Origin of the sequence: Mycobacterium colombiense, assembly GCF_001665835.1 — a bacterium.
GTDB classification, from domain to species: domain Bacteria; phylum Actinomycetota; class Actinomycetes; order Mycobacteriales; family Mycobacteriaceae; genus Mycobacterium; species Mycobacterium colombiense_A.
Window position 1 is genome coordinate 348,320 of sequence record NZ_LZSX01000073.1, and the last position, 17,159, is coordinate 365,478.

16 protein-coding genes are annotated in these 17,159 nt (G+C 64.9%); 11 read left to right on the forward strand and 5 right to left on the reverse strand.

The window, feature by feature from the left end:
- Positions 1-26 precede the first annotated feature (26 nt).
- Positions 27-728: an SDR family NAD(P)-dependent oxidoreductase gene (locus A5760_RS16655; RefSeq protein ID WP_064882621.1), complete on the reverse strand. Its 702-nt coding sequence runs from the start codon at positions 726-728 to the stop codon at positions 27-29.
- 281 nt (positions 729-1,009) lie between these two features.
- On the opposite strand from A5760_RS16655, the gene A5760_RS16660 reads away from it, so the two are divergent.
- The 10 genes from A5760_RS16660 to A5760_RS16705 all read left to right on the forward strand — a co-directional run bounded on the left by A5760_RS16660 (position 1,010) and on the right by A5760_RS16705 (position 13,761).
- Positions 1,010-2,539 (forward strand): aldehyde dehydrogenase family protein, encoded by a 1,530-nt coding sequence (locus A5760_RS16660; protein ID WP_064882623.1) that lies wholly within the window; start codon positions 1,010-1,012, stop codon positions 2,537-2,539.
- Positions 2,536-3,741, forward strand: a complete 1,206-nt coding sequence (locus A5760_RS16665; RefSeq protein WP_064882625.1) for a CaiB/BaiF CoA transferase family protein — start codon at positions 2,536-2,538, stop codon at positions 3,739-3,741. Before A5760_RS16660 ends, A5760_RS16665 begins: the two co-directional genes overlap by 4 nt.
- Before the next feature lie 383 nt (positions 3,742-4,124).
- A complete protein-coding gene (locus A5760_RS16670; protein ID WP_064882627.1) occupies positions 4,125-4,943 on the forward strand; it encodes an MlaE family ABC transporter permease in 819 nt (272 codons plus the stop codon).
- Between the two features lie 13 nt (positions 4,944-4,956).
- Entirely contained in the window at positions 4,957-5,802 is an 846-nt protein-coding gene (locus A5760_RS16675; protein ID WP_064882629.1) for an ABC transporter permease, read from the forward strand.
- 19 nt (positions 5,803-5,821) lie between these two features.
- A complete protein-coding gene (locus A5760_RS16680) occupies positions 5,822-7,084 on the forward strand; it encodes an MCE family protein (protein WP_064882631.1) in 1,263 nt (420 codons plus the stop codon).
- The gene (locus tag A5760_RS16685) at positions 7,081-8,103 is read left to right on the forward strand and encodes an MCE family protein (protein WP_064882633.1); all 1,023 of its coding nucleotides are present in this window, start codon (positions 7,081-7,083) and stop codon (positions 8,101-8,103) included. The genes A5760_RS16680 and A5760_RS16685 overlap by 4 nt, the downstream gene beginning before the upstream one ends.
- Positions 8,103-9,221, forward strand: coding sequence for an MCE family protein (locus A5760_RS16690; protein WP_064882634.1), 1,119 nt, complete (start codon positions 8,103-8,105; stop codon positions 9,219-9,221). The genes A5760_RS16685 and A5760_RS16690 overlap by 1 nt, the downstream gene beginning before the upstream one ends.
- Entirely contained in the window at positions 9,218-10,645 is a 1,428-nt protein-coding gene (locus A5760_RS16695; protein WP_064882636.1) for an MCE family protein, read from the forward strand. The genes A5760_RS16690 and A5760_RS16695 overlap by 4 nt, the downstream gene beginning before the upstream one ends.
- On the forward strand, positions 10,642-11,994 hold the full coding sequence (locus tag A5760_RS16700; RefSeq protein ID WP_064882638.1) for an MCE family protein: 1,353 nt from the start codon (positions 10,642-10,644) through the stop codon (positions 11,992-11,994). Before A5760_RS16695 ends, A5760_RS16700 begins: the two co-directional genes overlap by 4 nt.
- Positions 11,995-13,761: an MCE family protein gene (locus A5760_RS16705; protein ID WP_064882640.1), complete on the forward strand. Its 1,767-nt coding sequence runs from the start codon at positions 11,995-11,997 to the stop codon at positions 13,759-13,761.
- A gap of 57 nt (positions 13,762-13,818) precedes the next feature.
- On the opposite strand, the gene A5760_RS16710 is transcribed toward A5760_RS16705, so the two are convergent.
- From A5760_RS16710 to A5760_RS16720, 3 genes are all read right to left on the reverse strand, one after another.
- Positions 13,819-14,340 (reverse strand): hypothetical protein, encoded by a 522-nt coding sequence (locus A5760_RS16710; RefSeq protein ID WP_064882641.1) that lies wholly within the window; start codon positions 14,338-14,340, stop codon positions 13,819-13,821.
- A 131-nt stretch (positions 14,341-14,471) separates the two neighbouring features.
- On the reverse strand, positions 14,472-15,113 hold the full coding sequence (locus A5760_RS16715; RefSeq protein ID WP_064882643.1) for a hypothetical protein: 642 nt from the start codon (positions 15,111-15,113) through the stop codon (positions 14,472-14,474).
- Positions 15,110-15,907 (reverse strand): hypothetical protein, encoded by a 798-nt coding sequence (locus tag A5760_RS16720; protein ID WP_064882646.1) that lies wholly within the window; start codon positions 15,905-15,907, stop codon positions 15,110-15,112. Before A5760_RS16720 ends, A5760_RS16715 begins: the two co-directional genes overlap by 4 nt.
- Positions 15,908-16,120: 213 nt before the next feature.
- Between A5760_RS16720 and A5760_RS16725 the strand changes: the two genes are divergently transcribed.
- On the forward strand, positions 16,121-16,510 hold the full coding sequence (locus A5760_RS16725) for a hypothetical protein (RefSeq protein WP_064882647.1): 390 nt from the start codon (positions 16,121-16,123) through the stop codon (positions 16,508-16,510).
- Between the two features lie 3 nt (positions 16,511-16,513).
- Here the strand turns inward: A5760_RS16725 and A5760_RS16730 are convergent, their stop codons facing one another.
- Positions 16,514-17,116, reverse strand: coding sequence for a TetR/AcrR family transcriptional regulator (locus A5760_RS16730; protein ID WP_064882649.1), 603 nt, complete (start codon positions 17,114-17,116; stop codon positions 16,514-16,516).
- Positions 17,117-17,159: the final 43 nt, after the last annotated feature.

The following is a 17,159-nucleotide window of genomic DNA, read 5'->3' on the forward strand; positions in this document are numbered from 1 at the left end:
GGGCACCGCTGACGAATCGCCAACGCTCAGGTGTTTCGACCGCCATTGACGCCCAAGATCTGACCGGTGATGTAGCCGGCCTCCTCGGACACCAGAAACGCGCATGCCGCCGCGATGTCCTCGGGGGTGCCCATCCGGCGTACCGGGGTCCGCGCGATGGTTTCGTCGATGTCGCCGAGGAATCCGTTCTTCTCGGCCGCGCGCAGCATCGGGGTGTCGATGAAGCCGGGCGGCACCGCGTTGACCGTGATGCCCTTGGGTCCGTACTCAAGTGCGAGCGACTTCGTCAGGCCGTTGACCGCCGACTTCGCCGCCACATAGTGACTCATATAAGGAGCACCCGAATGCGTGCTCGACGACGAGATGTTGACGATGCGGCCCCACCCCGCCTCGACCATGTCGGGCAGCACCGCCTGGACGGTATGGAAGACGCCGTTGAGGTTGACGTCGATCACCCGGTGCCAGTCCTCGAAGCTGATGTTGTTGAACTTCTTGAACCCGTCGAGGCCCGCGGCATTGACCAGAACCGTCACCGGCCCGAGCTGGGCGCGGATGGCCGACAGCGCCGCATCTACTTGCGCCCGGTCGGTGACGTCGGCGGTGTAAGCGAAGTCGGCTTCCGAAGGACGCAGGTCCACAGAGGCGACGTTCAAGCCGTCGGCGCGCAGGCGGTGCGCGACGGCGAGACCGATGCCAGACCCGCCACCGGTGACTACCGCGGTCTTCATGTTGTGGCCTCTGCTCCGAAGGGGGCCATTTCAGTCACAAAGAATCTCCCTTACAATTATGAGAACCTTACTCTCCACGCGGAGCGCCGTGCAACACGCGCACAACACCGCGTCCAGCCTGCGCGGAGAGGCCCAGGCCGACAGAGTACGGCTCTTTGCGGCGCTGGTCAGCACCTCGATCCCGTTCCTGAGACTTTCTTGAATTATCGAAACTCGACTGTAAGATTCGCCGGGGAAGAGAATGAAATTATCGTGATCGCCACCACACTAGGGGGTACGGAATGCCTGCCCAGGACACGGCAGAGCCCGCCACTGGAACCACGGTGACCATCGCGGATGCCGAGCCCCATGTCGACCGTCGCCTGCTGATCGACGGCCGGCTGGTCAGCGCCGACAGGACATTCCCCTCGATCAATCCGGCGACGGGTGCCGTCGTCGGGCACGCGCCGGACGCCGGCGGCGCCGAGGCCCAAACCGCGATCGCGGCGGCCCGGCGTGCGTTCGATACCACCAGCTGGCCCACCGATGCCGAGTTTCGGATCCGCTGCCTCGACCAGTTGCACCGGGCGCTACTCGAGCACGCCGACGAGTTGCGGGAACTCACCATCGCCGAGGTCGGCGCCACACGCACGCTGACCCAGGGCGCTCAGCTCGACGAGCCGATCGGCATCGTGCGCTTCTACGCGGACCTGCTGCGCAGCTATGAGTTCTCCGAGGACCTCGGCGAACGAGAGGTGCGGGGCATGCGCCACCACCGCTGGGTGGAGAAGGAGGCCGCCGGCGTGGTCGGTGCCATCATCGCCTACAACTATCCGAACCAGCTCGCGCTGGCCAAGCTCGCGCCCGCGCTGGCCGCGGGGTGCACCGTCGTGCTCAAGGGCGCGCCGGACACACCACTGGTCACCCTGGCGCTCGGCGAGCTGATCGCCAAGCACACCGACATTCCCGCCGGGGTGGTGAACGTGCTCAGTTCGTCGGATCCCGCGTCGGGAGTCGCGCTGACCACCAGCCCGGACGTCGACGTCATCACCTTCACCGGGTCGACCGCGGTCGGGCGCAAGATCATGGCCGCCGCGAGCGACACCGTCAAGCGCGTCTTCCTGGAGCTCGGCGGCAAGTCGGCGGCGATCATGCTCGACGACGCCGACTTCGCCAACGCCGCCCTGTTCGCGGCGTTCAGCATGGTCACCCACGCCGGCCAGGGGTGTGCGCTCACGTCCCGGCTGTTGGTGCCCAAGTCGCACCATGACGAAATCGTCGAACTGATCGCGCAGAACTTCGCCAAGGTGCGACACGGCGACCCGGCCGACCCGACAACTTATATGGGGCCGCTGATCAACGAGCAACAGCGGGAAAAGGTCGACGGCATGGTGCAGCGCGCCGTGGCCGCCGGGGCAACCCTGGTCACCGGCGGCAAGCGGTTGGATCCCGGCTATTTCTATGCGCCGACGCTGCTGACCAACGTCGATCCCGACAGCGAGATCGCGCAGGATGAGGTCTTCGGCCCTGTCCTCGTGGTGATCGGGTTCGACGACGACGACGATGCCGTGCGCATCGCCAACAACTCGATCTACGGCCTGGCCGGTGCGGTGTTCAGTCGCGATCAGGACCGCGCGCTCGCGGTGGCGCGCCGCATCCGGACCGGATCCTTCTCCATCAACGGCGGCAACTACTTCGGCGCCGACACCCCCTTCGGGGGTTTCAAGCAGTCGGGTGTGGGTCGCGAGATGGGGGCGGCCGGGCTCGAGGAATTCCTGGAGAGCAAGACCTTTGCCGTGCCAGCCGTCTCAGCGAAAGGAGTCGGTGCATGAGGCCGCTCGAAGGCATCCGCGTACTTGAAGTCGCCATGTACGGGTTCGTTCCGTCGGCGGGTGCCGTGCTCGCCGAATGGGGCGCCGACGTGGTCAAGGTCGAGCACGCGGTGACCGGTGATCCGCAGCGGGGGCTGCGGCAGACCGGGATGCTGCGCGTTGAAGGCGATCCCAACCCCAACATCGAGCACGCCAACCGCGGCAAGCGCAGCATCGGGCTGGACATGTCGGTGCCCGAGGGCAAGGAAGTGCTCTACGAGCTGGCCCGCCGCGCGGATGTCTTCCTGACCAGTTTCCTGCCCGATCACCGGAAGAAGTTCGGCATCGACGTCGACGACATCAGGGCGGTGAACCCGAAGATCGTCTACGCGCGGGGGAGTGCGCTCGGCCCGCGCGGCGAAGAGTCCACCAAGGGCGGCTACGACATGACGGCCTTCTGGTGCCGGGCCGGAACCGCCGCCACCATTACTCCCGCCGGCATGCCGGGCATGATCGCGCCGCCGGGACCGGCGTACGGCGACACCATTTCGGGTACCAACCTCGCCGGCGGCATCGCGGCGGCGCTTCTCAAGCGTGAGCGCACCGGCGAACCGTCCGTCGTCGATGTGTCGCTGCTGGGCAGTGGCCTGTGGTCGCTGGGCCACACGGTCGCGCTGACAAGGCATCTGAACCAGCGGCTGGAATCGCCACCGCCCGGCGTGCACGGCGCGCCCAACAACCCGCTGGTGGGCCTGTACACGACGTCCGACGGCCGCTACATCTCGTTCGTGATGATGCAGCCCACCAAGTTCTGGGCCGACGTGTGTCGCCATGTTGACCTGCCGGAGCTGGCCGATGACCCGCGCTTCGACACGGTGGAGAACATCGCGGCCAACACCGCCGACGCGGTAGAACTGCTGACCAAGGCCATCGCCACCCGCACGCTGGCGGAGTGGAGCGAGCGCTTCGCCACGCTCTCCGGGCCGTGGGCACCCGTGCAGGACACTCTGCAGGCGGCCGACGACGCGCAGATCCGCTCGAATGAGTACATGGTGCGGGCGGGTGAACTGGAGTTGGTGTCCAACCCGGTACAGTTCGACGTCGCAGCGCCACAGACCGGGCCGGCCCCCGGATTCGCAGAGCAGACCGACGAGATCTTGATGGAGCTCGGCCTCGACTGGGACCGGATCATCGAACTCAAGACGGCCGGCGCCGTCACCTAGGACTGGAGCAGCACTGACATGCTTGAGCCGATCGCCTCTTCCGTTGGGACGCAGTTGCCTTGCGCCCTTGTATCGGCGGCGAGGTGCGCGATAACGGTTATGCATTTTTCGCTCCGCCTGGACGCGGCATGAGTCATAATCGCCGGACGCTTCAAGACGTGGAGCCCCTCGCTTTGCGGCGCCCACTTATGCGACAGAACGGAGGTCTGTGGTGAGCGGACTAGCAGCTGTCGCATCGCGGACCGACGCCGGAACATGGCTGCCCGCTGAGCATTTCGCTCTCGTCAGCGCGCCTATACAGCTGTCAACTATGCCGAATGTACCGCACTCGTTGCGCCACAACAAGACTGTCGGTCTCGTAGCTTGGGAAGGGGCTGCCGCCGATGGCAACCAAGGGAGCTGACCACTGGTCCGCGGGATTGCCCGCCCTCAGGCTCAAGTTCAATTTCGCGGGGCCGATGCAGGCCGTCGGAGCTTTGTTCGCAATGTCGGCCGACGCGGTCAAGTACGCGTTCCGCCGGCCGTTCCAGTGGCGGGAGTTCTTGGAGCAGTCCTGGTTTGTCGCTCGGGTGTCGCTGGCTCCGACCTTGTTGGTGGCGATCCCCTTTACCGTCCTCGTCAGCTTTACGCTCAACATCCTGTTGCGCGAACTGGGCGCGGCGGATCTGTCCGGTGCGGGTGCCGCGTTCGGTGCCGTCACTCAGCTCGGCCCGCTGGTCACCGTGTTGATCGTGGCGGGCGCCGGTGCAACGGCGATGTGCGCGGACCTGGGGGCACGAACGATTCGCGAAGAAATCGACGCGATGGAAGTGCTGGGCATCAACCCGATCCAGCGGTTGGTCACACCGCGAATGCTGGCTTCCGGATTGGTGGCCTTTCTGCTCAACAGCCTGGTCGTCATCATCGGCGTCCTTGGCGGCTACGTCTTTTCGGTGTTTGTCCAAGACGTCAATCCCGGGGCGTTCGCCGCGGGTATCACCTTGCTCACCGGCGTGCCCGAGGTGATTATTTCGTGCGTCAAGGCAGCCCTTTTCGGCCTCATCGCCGGTTTGGTGGCCTGCTATCGGGGCCTGTCGATCACCGGCGGGGGCGCGAAGGCTGTCGGCAACGCGGTGAACGAGACCGTGGTTTATGCCTTCATGTCCCTGTTTGTGGTCAACGTGGTCGTCACCGCGGTCGGCATCAAGATGACGGCGAAGTAGGGCGAGGGCGACAATGGCGCTGAGGGCCGCATATCCGCGATTAACCCGCCAACTCGAGAGGCCGGTCGCCCTGCTGGGGCGGATCGGCGACCACGCCCAGTTTTACGGTAAAGCGCTCGCCGGAATACCCTTCGCGGCCACCCGCTACACGCGCGAAGTCGTTCGACTGGTCGCCGAGATCAGCATGGGCGCGGGCACTCTGGCGATGATCGGCGGAACCGTTGTGATCGTCGGCTTCCTGACGCTTGCGGCGGGCGGCACACTGGCCATTCAGGGTTACACCTCGCTGGGCAATATCGGCATCGAGGCGCTGACGGGCTTCCTGGCCGCCTTCATCAATGTCCGTATCGCGGCCCCGGTGGTCGCCGGGATCGGTCTGGCGGCCACCTTCGGCGCCGGGGTGACTGCTCAGCTGGGCGCCATGCGGATCAACGAAGAAGTCGATGCGTTGGAGAGCATGGCCATTCGGCCGGTTGCCTATTTGGTGAGCACCAGGATTCTGGCGGGAATGATGGCTATCACGCCGCTGTACAGCATCGCCGTGATCCTGTCGTTCGTGGCCAGTCAGTTCACCACGACGTTCCTGCTCGGACAGTCGCAGGGGCTGTACCAGCACTACTTCAACACGTTCCTGAACCCGATCGACTTGTTGTGGTCGTTCCTGCAGGCCATCCTGATGGCGCTCACCATCCTGCTGATCCATACCTACTACGGCTATTTCGCCTCGGGCGGCCCGGCCGGTGTCGGCAACGCCACCGGCAACGCGGTGCGTACCTCGCTCATCGTCGTGGTGTCCGTGACGCTGTTGGTCTCGCTTTCTATTTACGGTACGAACGGCAACTTCAACCTGTCCGGTTAGCAGAGGAGGTGAAACAGCAATGACGCAGAATGTTCCAGCGGGTCGCGGCGCGGTCGCCGGCCGACCCGCGCGCAGCGGCCATGCGCGGCCGCCGGTCGGACGGAATTACCTGCCACCCCTGCTCGGACTGACCACCGTCCTCATCATTGGTCTGATCTTCGCCGTGGCGGTGGGTCTGTTTCAGGGCGCCTTCACCAAAACCGTGCCGGTGACCGTCATCTCGCAACGAGCCGGCCTGGTGATGAACCCGGACGCCAAGGTCAAGATGCGCGGCGTTCAGGTGGGCAAGGTCGACTCGATCGAACCGCTGCCCAACGGCGAGGCGGCCATTCACTTGGCGATGGACCCGTCGCAGTTGCACTTCATCCCCGGCAACGTGCTTGTCAATATCGCCTCATCGACGGTCTTCGGCGCGAAGTCCGTCGAGCTGGTGCCACCCGACCAGCCCTCGGCGCAGCGGCTACACAGCGGCCAGACGCTGCAGGGCCAGCACGTCATGGTCGAAATCAACACGGTATTCCAGCAATTGGTGTCGGTTCTGAGTCATATCGACCCGCCCAAGCTCAACGAGTCGCTGGGTGCGCTGGCACAGGCGTTCAGTGGGCGGGGCCCACAGCTCGGCCAGTCGCTGAGTGACCTGGATTCGTTCCTGGCCAGGCTGGAGCCGAGCCTTCCCGCATTCCGGCATGACCTCGCGGTTTTACCGGCGGTGTCCAACGCCTACGCCGACGCGGCACCCGACCTGGTGAAGACCGCGGCCAACGTGACCCGGATCAGCAAGACACTTGTCGATGAGCAGCACAACCTGGATGCGTTGCTGATCAGCGCGATCGGCTTGGCCGACATCGGCAACGAGGTCTTGTCGACGAACCGCCAACCGCTGACGGATGTATTGCATCTGTTGGTGCCGACGACCGATCTGACCAATGAGTACGCCCCGGCGCTCAACTGCGCTTTCGCCGGGCTCGTACAGATATCGCACGGGGCGCCGTTGTCGGAACCGAGCATCAACATCTCGGCGAGCCTCACGTGGGGCGCCGAGCGTTATCGGTACCCGACGAACCTGCCCAAGGTCGCGGCGACGGGCGGCCCGCAGTGCGTGGGTCTGCCGAAGCTGCCGTTCAATACGGCCCCACCGCAGCTGATTACCGATACCGGCGCGAATCCCGTGAATTACGGAAACCCACAGCTGCTGATCAACTCCGATCTCCTCAAACAGCTGTTGTACGGGCCGATCGCCGGACCGCCACGCAACTCCGCGCAGATCGGACAACCCGGATGAGAACGCGCGCCACGCTGGTCAAGTTCGGCATCTTCGCGGTCGTGATGGTGATGCTTACCGCCTTCCTGTTCTTCATCTTCGGCCAGTACCGGACGGGTTCGACGACCAAGTATTCGGCAGTGTTCACCGACGTATCGCGTCTCAAGCCGGGTCAGTCGGTGCGGGTCGCCGGCATCCGGGTGGGCACGGTCAATAGTGTTTCGCTGCAGCCGGACAAGAAAGTTGTGGTGAAATTCGACGCCGACCGCAACGTCGTCCTCACCGAGGGCAGCAGGGCGGCGGTCCGCTACCTCAACCTGGTGGGCGATCGCTACCTTGAACTCGTCGACGGTCCGGGCTCGCCCAAGCGGCTGCCGGCCGGCGCTCAGATTCCGGTCAGCCGCACCGCGCCGGCGCTTGACCTCGATCTGCTGCTAGGCGGGCTGAAACCCGTTACCCAGGGCTTGAATGCGCGCGATGTCAACGAGCTGACCTCTGGTTTGTTGCAGGTCTTCCAGGGTCAGGGCGGGACGCTCGAGTCGCTCTTCGCCAAGACGACCTCGTTTTCAAATGCCTTGGCCGACAATGACCAAACCGTGCAGCAACTGATCGACAACCTCAACATCGTGATCGGCACGGTTGCCAAGGACGGCAAACAGTTCTCCGGCGCGATCGATCGCCTCGAGCAGCTCGTCAGCGGCCTGTCGGGTGACCGCGACACGATCGGATCCGCCATTGACGCCCTGGACAAGGGAACCGCCTCGCTGGCGGATCTGCTGGCCGAGGCCCGCCCGCCGCTGTCGGGCACCATAGCTCAGTTGAATCGGCTGGCGCCGGTACTCGATGGCGATAAGGACCGCCTCGACGCCGCCCTCCAAAGGGCACCGAGAAACTACCGCAAGCTGGTCCGGCTCGGCGTGAACGGCGCCACCATCCCGTACTACATCTGCCAGTTCGGGATCCGCGGCACGGATCTTTCAGGCAAGACCGTGCGCGCCAATATCTACCGGTCAGATGCAGGAAGGTGCACGGAACCCTAATGCTCAAGTATCGCGGAGCTGGGCTCGTCAAGCCCGGAATCATCGGCGTCGTCCTGGCGGTGATGGTCATCCTGGTGGGCCTGTCGCCCGACCGATTCATCTCGTGGGCGACGATGGTTCGCTACCAGGCGATGTTCACCGAAGCCGGCGGTCTTGCCACCGGCAACCCCGTGGTTGTGTCGGGGCTGAAGGTCGGCACCGTGTCGGATGTGAAGCTGAGCCACGGCGACGCTCTGGTGACGTTCGCGATGAAGGGCAACATTCTGCTCGGTTCAGAGACTTCCGCGCACATCCGCACCGGCTCGCTGCTGGGCGAGCGGATGCTGACGGTGGAGTCCGCCGGCAGCGGCACGATGCATCCGATGGCTCTGATCCCCGTCTCGCGCACGTCTTCGCCATATTCATTGACGGAAGCTGTCAGTGACCTGACGTCGGACACGGCCGGCACCAACACGACGGCGCTGAATCAGTCGTTGGACACGCTGGCGGCGACGCTCGACCAGATCGCACCCCAAATGGGGCCGGCCTTCGACGCGCTCACCCGGTTATCGCGAACCCTCAACAGTCGCAACAAGAACCTGGGTGAGTTGTTCAAGAGCGCCGGCGACGTCACCGGGATACTTTCCGAACGCAGCATGCAGGTCAACAAGCTCATCCTCAACTCCGATTCTCTGCTCCAAGTGCTGGTGGCGCGGCGACAAGAGATCGTGGACCTGCTGGCCAACACCTCGGTGGTGGCCAAGCAGCTGACGGGCCTGGTGCACGACAACGAAAGCACTTTGGCGCCAACGCTGGAGCGGCTGAACAGGGTCCTCGGGGTCTTGGAGAAGAACCGGGACAACATCGGCAAAGCGCTGCCGGGTCTCGCCAAATTCGAGATCACGGTCGGTGAGGCCATCTCGGGTATGTACGCCTACCAGGCGTTCGCCCCGAACTTCCTTCTCCCGCAACTCTTCCAGGAGTTGTTCGACTATCTCTGGGGATTCCGCACCTTCGATACGTCTAAGGGTCCCGGCTTCCCGTCGCCGGTACCTCGGGCCCTGACGCCCTGGCCGTACAACGCCATTCCACAGTGCCCTGGCTGCACGTTGGGCGGACGGATCGGAGGATCGCAGTGACCTCTCGGATCTCCCGGATTCCGCGCAAGCGGCTGGCCGCCGTGACGGCGGTCGTCCTGGTCGGGCTGATCGTTGCGGGCGCCGCCATGGTCGTCCGCAACGCGTTCTTCGGCCCACGGACGATCACCGCCTATTTCACCACCGCCACCGCGATCTATCCCCATGACGAGGTGCGCGTATCGGGTGTCAAAGTCGGCAACATCAAATCCATTCAGCCGCAGGGCACACAGGCCAAGATGGTCCTCAAGGTCGACCGCGGCGTGCCCATTCCGGCGGACGCGAAGGCGGTCATCGTCGCCCCGAATCTGGTGTCCGCCCGCTACGTCCAGCTCTCACCGGCCTATCGCGACAGTGGGCCGGTCATGCGCGACGGGGCAGTCATTCCGGTTGAGCGCACCGCGGTGCCGGTCGAGTGGGACGAGGTCAAGACGCAGTTGATGCGGCTGGCAACCGATTTGGGACCCAAGAGCGGTGTATCGGGCACGTCGGTGGGCCGGTTCATAGACAGTGCCGCCAACGCGCTCGAAGGCAACGGCGACAAGCTGCGGCAAACACTCGGTCAATTGTCCGGGGTGGGCCGGATACTCGCCAACGGCAGCGGCAACATCGTCGACATCATCAAGAACCTGCAGACATTCGTCGGCGCGCTGCGCGACAGCAACGTTCAGATCGAGCAGTTCAACGGTCGCCTGGCCACGCTCACCAGCGTGGTCAACGACAGCAAATCCGACCTGGACGCGGCGCTGACCGATCTGTCGACGGCGGTCGGCGAGGTGCGGCGGTTCATCGCCGAGACTCGCAACCAGACCAGCGAGCAGATCGCCCGGTTGGCCGACGTCACGCAGAACCTGGTCGATCACCACATGGCCCTGGAAAACATTCTGCACGGCGCGCCGAACGCCTTCGGTAACTTCTTCAACGACTACAACGCCGATACCGGAACCATCGTCGGCGGGTTCGGGCTGATGAATATGGCGAATCCAACATGGGGCGGTCAGGTTCTGCTGTCCACTCCGGGCTGCACGCAGATCGGCGCCATCGAGAACATCACCGCGGTCGAATCGGGCAAGCTGTGCTCCCTGTTCCTCGGTCCCGGATTGCGGCAGACCAGCTGGAATAACTCGCCAATTCCCATCAACCTGTTCATAGCCAAGTCGATTGACCCGGCCAGGGTTCTCTACACCGAACAGCGCCTGGCGCCCGGCGGCGAGGGCCCGAAACCCGGACCACCAGAGATGCCGCCCGCGGTGTCGGCCTACACCGGCCTGCCGGGTGATCCGGTGGGACCGCCGGGGGCGGTGCCGCCCGAGCGGATACCGGGCGCGGCGATGCCGCTGCCGCCGCCACCGTCGACACCGATGCCACCACCACCGGCGCCGAGCGTGTCGGGCATGCTGCTGCCAGACGAAGGGCCACAACAATGAGCGCCTGGGTCGCGGCTAAGCGGGTATTCGCCACCGGCTGTTGCGTGGTGGTCACGGCGACGGGATGCGCGTTCCACGGCCTCAATTCACTGCCGCTGCCCGGTGCGGTCGGACGCGGGCCCGGGGCCAACATCTACCACGTCGAACTCCCGAATGTCGGTACGATGGAGTCGAATTCGCCGGTGATGATCGACGACGTCGTTGTCGGCAGTGTCGGCACGATGCGGGTGCAAGGGTGGCACGCCGACGTCGAGATCTCGGTCAAACGCGATGTGGTGGTCCCCGCCAACGTGGTAGCCACCGTCGGTCAGACCAGCCTGCTGGGCTCGATGCATGTGGAGCTCAATACTCCGGTGGGCCAGCAGGGAAGTGGACGGCTGCAGCCGGGTGCCACCATCCCGCTCAGCCGGTCATCGGCCTACCCGTCGACGGAGCAGACGCTGTCGTCGTTGGGCGCGGTTGTCAACGGCGGTGGACTGGGACAGATCGGGGAGGTCATCCACAATTTCTCGGCCGCCCTGTCCGGGCACGAGGGTGCGGTGCGTGATCTGATCACCCGCCTGGACACGTTCGTGGGCACACTGGACGACCAGCGGGACAACCTCGTCGCCTCCATCCAGGCGCTGAATCGGCTTGCCGGCACATTCGCCGACCAACGCGACGTTGTCACCGAAGCGCTGCGCAAGATACCGCCGGCGCTCGAGGTGTTGATCAAGGAGCGGCCGCGTCTGACGGCCGCCCTGGACCATCTTCGAGTGTTCAGCAACACCGCTACCCGACTGGTCAACGACGCCCAGGCCGACCTGGTCACGAACCTCAAAAACCTGGAGCCGACCATCAAAGCGCTCGCCGACGTCGGACCGGACTTCGGCGCGGCCATCGCGGCCTCGTTCGTGTTCCCGTTCACCCAGAACTTCGTCGACCGAGCGGTCCGAGGCGACTTCTTCAACCTGCATCTCGATTTCGACCTGACGATTCCGCGGCTCAAGAAGGGCTTGTTCCTGGGAACCCACTGGGGGCAGCTGGATATGCCCGTGCCGCCGGTGCCCGGGGACCCGTATCGCTTCAATTACACACTCGATCCTTTGCATAACCCGCTGAGGCCACCGTGGATCGATCCCAACGCGTTGCCGCTGCCCCCACCACCGCCGGGTGCGGTGCCGGCACCGGGGCCGGCGAACTATGGACCGCTGCCCGGGCCTGCGCCGAACGCCGCCCCGCTGCCCGGGCCTGCGCCGGCTGCGGCTCCGCTGCCCGGGCCTCCGCCCGGCGCGGCCCCGGTGCCCGACGCGGGTCTTGGTCAAACGCCGATGCCCGCAGAGGCGCCTTCGACGGGAGCGGGTGGATAAATGCTGACTCGCTTCGTTCGGATCCAGCTGGCGGTTTTCGCGATCGCCGGAACCATTGGCGTGATCGCGATGGTCCTCTTCTACATCCAGGCGCCGACCCTGCTGGGCATCGGTCGGATGACTGTGACGCTGGAGCTGCCGGCCACCGGCGGCCTGTACCGGTTTTCCAACGTGACCTACCGTGGGGTTCAGCTCGGCAAGGTCACGTCGGTGGGTCTGACCCCGACGGGCGCGAAAGCGACGCTGTCGCTTAGCACTTCACCCAAGGTCCCCGCGGACCTGACAGCGCAGGTGCTCAGTGTCTCCGCGGTGGGTGAACAGTACGTCGACCTGCGGCCCAAAACCAATTCGCCGCCCTACCTGCACGACGGCTCGGTAATCGCCGTGCGCGACACGACGATTCCGCAGCCGGTCGCCCCAATGCTCGAGCAGGTCAACGCCTTGGTCCAAAGCATCCCGAAGACCAAACTCGGCCAACTGCTTGACGAGTCCTTCCAGGGCTTCAACGGCACCGGTTACGACCTGGGGTCACTGCTCGATTCCTCGAAGACGCTGTCCCGCGACGCCAACGGCGTCGTCGATCGCACCAGAGCCCTCACCGAAGACACCGGACCGCTGCTGGATACCCAGGCGCGCACCACCGATTCGATCAGAACGTGGGCACACAGCTTCGCCGGCATCTCGGATACGTTGGTGAACAACGACTCTCATTTCCGCACCATCCTGGAGAAAGGTCCTGACGCCGCGAACGAAGCATCCCGGCTTCTCGATCAAATCAAACCGACGCTGCCGGTGTTGCTTGCCAACCTGACCACCATCGGGCAGATCGGCGTCACCTACCACCCTTCGATCGAGCAGCTGCTGGTGTTGCTGCCGTCGGGGGTTGCCATCGAGGAGGCCGCCCAGGGTGAAAACCATCCCGACGGTAAGGCTTACGGCGACTTCGCCGCCACGGTCGACGATCCGCCTATTTGCACGGTCGGCTTCATGCCACCCAACACCTGGCGATCCCCGGACGACCTGACCGACATCGACACGCCGGACGGGTTGTATTGCAAACTCCCGCAGGATTCACCGATCGCGGTACGCGGTGCCCGCAACTATCCCTGCATGGGTCACCCGGGTAAGCGCGCGCCGACCGTCGAAATCTGCAACAGCGACAAGCCGTACATGCCGCTGGCGATGCGCCAGCACACCCTCGGTCCCTATCCGCTGGATCCGAATCTGCTAGCCCAGGGTGTCCCGCCCGATGACCGAATCACCACCAATGACAGGATCTTCGGCCCGGTCGAGGGAACGCCGCTGCCGCCGGGGGCGGTGCCGCGCGGCGCCCCTGCGGGGCCGCGGGGAGAAAATCCGCCGCCGGGCACGGTGGGAGCCGCCGTTCCCCCGGTGCCGTCGTCGGGACCCGCGCTGGCGCCGATGTCGAGAATGTCGGCGGACCTGCCGCCCATAGCGCCACTCGACGTCCCTGTGGCGGGAGAACTTCCCCCGCCGCCCGCCGCGCCGGCACCGCCTCTAGCGCCGCCTCCGGGCCCGCCCATTCCTCCCGATTCCGCACCGGCCGACACGGCCGGCGGCGGCGGCCCCCAGGCTGCGCCAAGCTCGTTCGGAGCCAACGCATCTAAGCCCGCGCCGTCGGTCGTGGTGGCGAAGTACGATCCGCGCACCGGTCGTTATGTCGGTCCGGACGGGAAGTTGTATCAGCAGTCCGATCTCGTCGCCCCGAAGGGGCCCAGGACGTGGAAGGACATGCTGCCCACCTGAATTCGCCCTGAGCCGAAGCGGCCCGAGGGGCGGGGCGATGAAGCTACGGCCGCCCGGTCAGGAGAGCTGGTCCAGGCGCAACGGCATCGTGATGTCAAGCCAATTGTTTTGCCCGCAGGCACCGCTCGGGCCGACTGTCTTGTCCTTGCCCGAGAGGACCCGCGACCCGACTTGGAATCCACCATTGTCGTTCACCGGGAAGAAAAAGAATTGCTGCTGGCCGGGGAACGCGGTGCCGTCCTCGCACCGCTCCCAGTTCGGCACTTCGCGTCTCACCTTCCACATCTCCCCATCATTCATATATAGGGGCGCGCTCCATCCTTGGTCGCTCGTCACCGTGCCATGGCATTCCAAGGTCGAGTCGCACGACGAGCTGATGGTCCATACTTGGTAGACCGTAGGTTCGCCGAAGTACTGATCGTTTCGCTGGGCCCAATCGCCAATGGACGTGGCGCGGAAAGTCCCGTTGAGGGCCACGTCTTCCTTGGTTATCGCCTGGGCTGGCGATGCAGTGCACAAACCGCCGAATGCGGTGGCAGCCACCAGCGTTGCGGTGGTGAGTGTTTTGACTGAACGCATCAGGTGCTCCTCGAAGCGCGTAATCCGAGGGTGCCTATGGCACCTTTTCGCCGTCGATTGCGGCGTTCTCGAGCGATGACGTTACACCGCTTCGGCCCGCCAGGTAACGGTTGGGACAATATCTGCCGCGCTCATCCGGACGGGTCGAATTTCGCGATCAGCCAGGAACCGTTGACTTTTTTCAGCGTGACCAGGACGCTGCTCTGCGTCTTCTCGGGATCTTTCTTTTGCACGCTTGCCGTGGTCTGGTCGACGAAAACCAGCACGACGGCCGACTCGGGATGCAATTCCGAGGCTGCGGCCCGAATCACCTTGGCGGACGCCGTCAGTTGTCCCTTCTGCGCCACCGGCGCGACGACCTCGTCGGAGAATTTGCTGTAATAGGCCAGAAAGTCGCCGGTGAGATGTGATTTCGCGTTGTCGAAATCGCGGTTCAAATGGTCGTAGGAATAAGACAACACCGCCACGGCACCATCTGACGCCGCCCGGATTGCCCGGCGCGCCGCCGCGTCACCGACCTGCTGATCCGGCCGGTACAGGATGAAGTACACGCCCGCAGCGACCGCCACGGCGGCAACAACCAGCGTTGTCGCGACGATCGAACGCCACCTTGCCAAATAGCGGAGGGCCCGGCGCCGAATCGCGGCCAGCCGGCGCAAGCGTGTCGATCGCTCGGTAGCGGGTGGCGTCCCGTCCTCGTCGGCGGTTGAAGTCTGGGCACCGTCAATCGCCTTTTCCGTGCCGTCCGGCGACGAGCCATCCTCGACTGTCATTGCAGGAAATCAACTTTCGACATCTTGAGCTGGCCGCCGTCGCGGTCCATATTGACGCTGAGCCGAAACAAGGCCGGTGGCGGTTTGGCGTTATCCGGCCCAAAGGGATCGGTTTTCGCCGCCACAAGCACGACTCCCGAATTGTCGCTCAACGACTCGACGGCGACGGCTTCGATGGTGACCTTGTTGCCGACCTTCGTCTCCTCGGCCTTATTGACTATCAGGGTCGACAGCACGGATAGCTGGTTCTTCTGGTCGCCCGTGGAGGCATCGATCGCGCGCTGGACATCCTCCTTGGCATGATCGGGGTCGATCGACATCAGTGCCGTGATCCCTTGCCGGGCGGCCGCACTGAACTCCGGGGCGAGTTGGCGATTATGCACCGCGGTGCGGTGCTGCCACACCATGTAGCCGCTCGCGGCAAGAGAAGCGGAGGCGAGCACGATGCCGACGCCGACAGCCACGGTTTTGCGTCCCGGGCGCCGGAGCCACCGTGGTCGCCCACGACCCCGCAAGCGCAGCCGCTTCCGGATCCGCTTCGCGAGGCGCTGCTCGACATCTTGGGCGTCGTCGTCCACGCCCCCGGTTTCGGCTGCCCCGCGCAGGCTTAAGAGGCGTTGCCGGGCCGCCTCGGCGCGCGCTTCGGCCTTGGCAACTTCGTCTTCTGGGTCGGCTTCGGACGCGGCCGCTCCGTCGCCGCCGTCGGCCCCTGCGCTTGACTGTGGTTCGTCGGGATCGGTCACATCCCTCGGGTCACCAGAATCGTTGGCGTTGGCCCCCTCCGGATCGTGCACGGAGAAGCAGCTTATCACTCCGACCTGGGCTCAACGCCGTCGTCGGACGGCTGCCCTCGTCGCCCCTACATGCGGGAATACTCGCTCGCCGGGTAACGGGGCGCAGTGGCGTTCGGGATGGTCCGGCGCCGGGCACCGTTCCGTCCAGGTGATCTTCTCCAACCAGGAGAATTTTCTTTTCAGGTGTGGCAGAGTAATCGGGTGCGATCATTCGTGGCTCTGGTTGCCGCGTTGCTCGGTGCGGGTTTGGTGGCGGCGCCGCAAGCCTCGGCCGGGCCGAGCGTCTGCGACTACCCTGCCTGCACCCCGGGCATCATGCCTCATCAGGTTCTCGGTGCGCCGTGTGACAACACCACCTACTACGCCTTCGGTGTCGCCGACGGATACGTTTCCTTCGCCTCGGAGCCAGGACGGCTGATGTTCTGCGGCTCGCCGAGGCGATACCAGCCCCGATGGTTCCGCTCACCGCCGATGGCGGGAGTCAAGGACGAGAACGCCGACTGCCAGAACTATCTGAACTACGTCGCGCAGTCGCCCGATGGTCTGTTCCTGATCTGTATTGCTCACGACGGCATATCGAGCTGGGTCCGCGCCGACACGTAGCGGTCACTCGGGGGTCTGTCGCGGAAGACCGAGCAGGCGCCGGCTCAAATCGGTGACCCGTTCGAGCAAGGTCTCGTCGTCGATGTCGGCTACCAGCGGATGCATGACTGCGGTGCTGAGGGCGCCAGAGAACATGGCGGCCTCGATCCGCCCGTCCAGCCCCGCATCGCTCAACAGGACCCGGTACAGACGGTCCATGAAAAGTTGAAATGGCTTGTGCTCGGCCAGCAACCGGACGACAACGGGATCGAACTGCAGCGTGCGCACCAACCGGCGATCGCGAACGGCCATCTCAACCACACGTACCAACAACGCATCCCGTGCCGCAGGACCGTCGTCGTAGGCTTCGGCCTCCTCGAGTGCGGGCTCAAGCCGACCTAGTTCGCGCTCGGTCACGGCGATGACGATCTGCTCTTTGGTCCGGAATTGATGGTAGACAGCGGCTTTCGTGATCCCAACGGCGTCGGCGATCCTCTGCAGCGACGTACCGCTGACGCCGTGTGTGGCGATCAGATCCAGCGCGGCGTCGAGTACCCGCGTCCGGGCCGGGCTGTGCTCGATGAGCCAGAATTGCTCACCGATGACCGGCTGGCGTGCTGTTCCCACGCACCGAGACTAGACGACGCTATTGACCCTGGCTAGCCGATCG

Excerpts from the sequence above, each read along its gene's own strand:
- A5760_RS16705 (WP_064882640.1), top strand. The coding sequence starts at position 11,995 with ATGCTGACTCGCTTCGTTCGGATCCAGCTGGCGGTTTTCGCGATCGCC.
- A5760_RS16700 (WP_064882638.1), top strand. The coding sequence starts at position 10,642 with ATGAGCGCCTGGGTCGCGGCTAAGCGGGTATTCGCCACCGGCTGTTGC.
- A5760_RS16660 (WP_064882623.1), top strand. The coding sequence starts at position 1,010 with ATGCCTGCCCAGGACACGGCAGAGCCCGCCACTGGAACCACGGTGACC.
- A5760_RS16655 (WP_064882621.1), bottom strand. The coding sequence starts at position 728 with ATGAAGACCGCGGTAGTCACCGGTGGCGGGTCTGGCATCGGTCTCGCC.
- A5760_RS16690 (WP_064882634.1), top strand. The coding sequence starts at position 8,103 with ATGCTCAAGTATCGCGGAGCTGGGCTCGTCAAGCCCGGAATCATCGGC.
- A5760_RS16715 (WP_064882643.1), bottom strand. The coding sequence starts at position 15,113 with ATGACAGTCGAGGATGGCTCGTCGCCGGACGGCACGGAAAAGGCGATT.
- A5760_RS16685 (WP_064882633.1), top strand. The coding sequence starts at position 7,081 with ATGAGAACGCGCGCCACGCTGGTCAAGTTCGGCATCTTCGCGGTCGTG.
- A5760_RS16710 (WP_064882641.1), bottom strand. The coding sequence starts at position 14,340 with ATGCGTTCAGTCAAAACACTCACCACCGCAACGCTGGTGGCTGCCACC.
- A5760_RS16670 (WP_064882627.1), top strand. The coding sequence starts at position 4,125 with ATGGCAACCAAGGGAGCTGACCACTGGTCCGCGGGATTGCCCGCCCTC.
- A5760_RS16665 (WP_064882625.1), top strand. The coding sequence starts at position 2,536 with ATGAGGCCGCTCGAAGGCATCCGCGTACTTGAAGTCGCCATGTACGGG.
- A5760_RS16680 (WP_064882631.1), top strand. The coding sequence starts at position 5,822 with ATGACGCAGAATGTTCCAGCGGGTCGCGGCGCGGTCGCCGGCCGACCC.
- A5760_RS16675 (WP_064882629.1), top strand. The coding sequence starts at position 4,957 with ATGGCGCTGAGGGCCGCATATCCGCGATTAACCCGCCAACTCGAGAGG.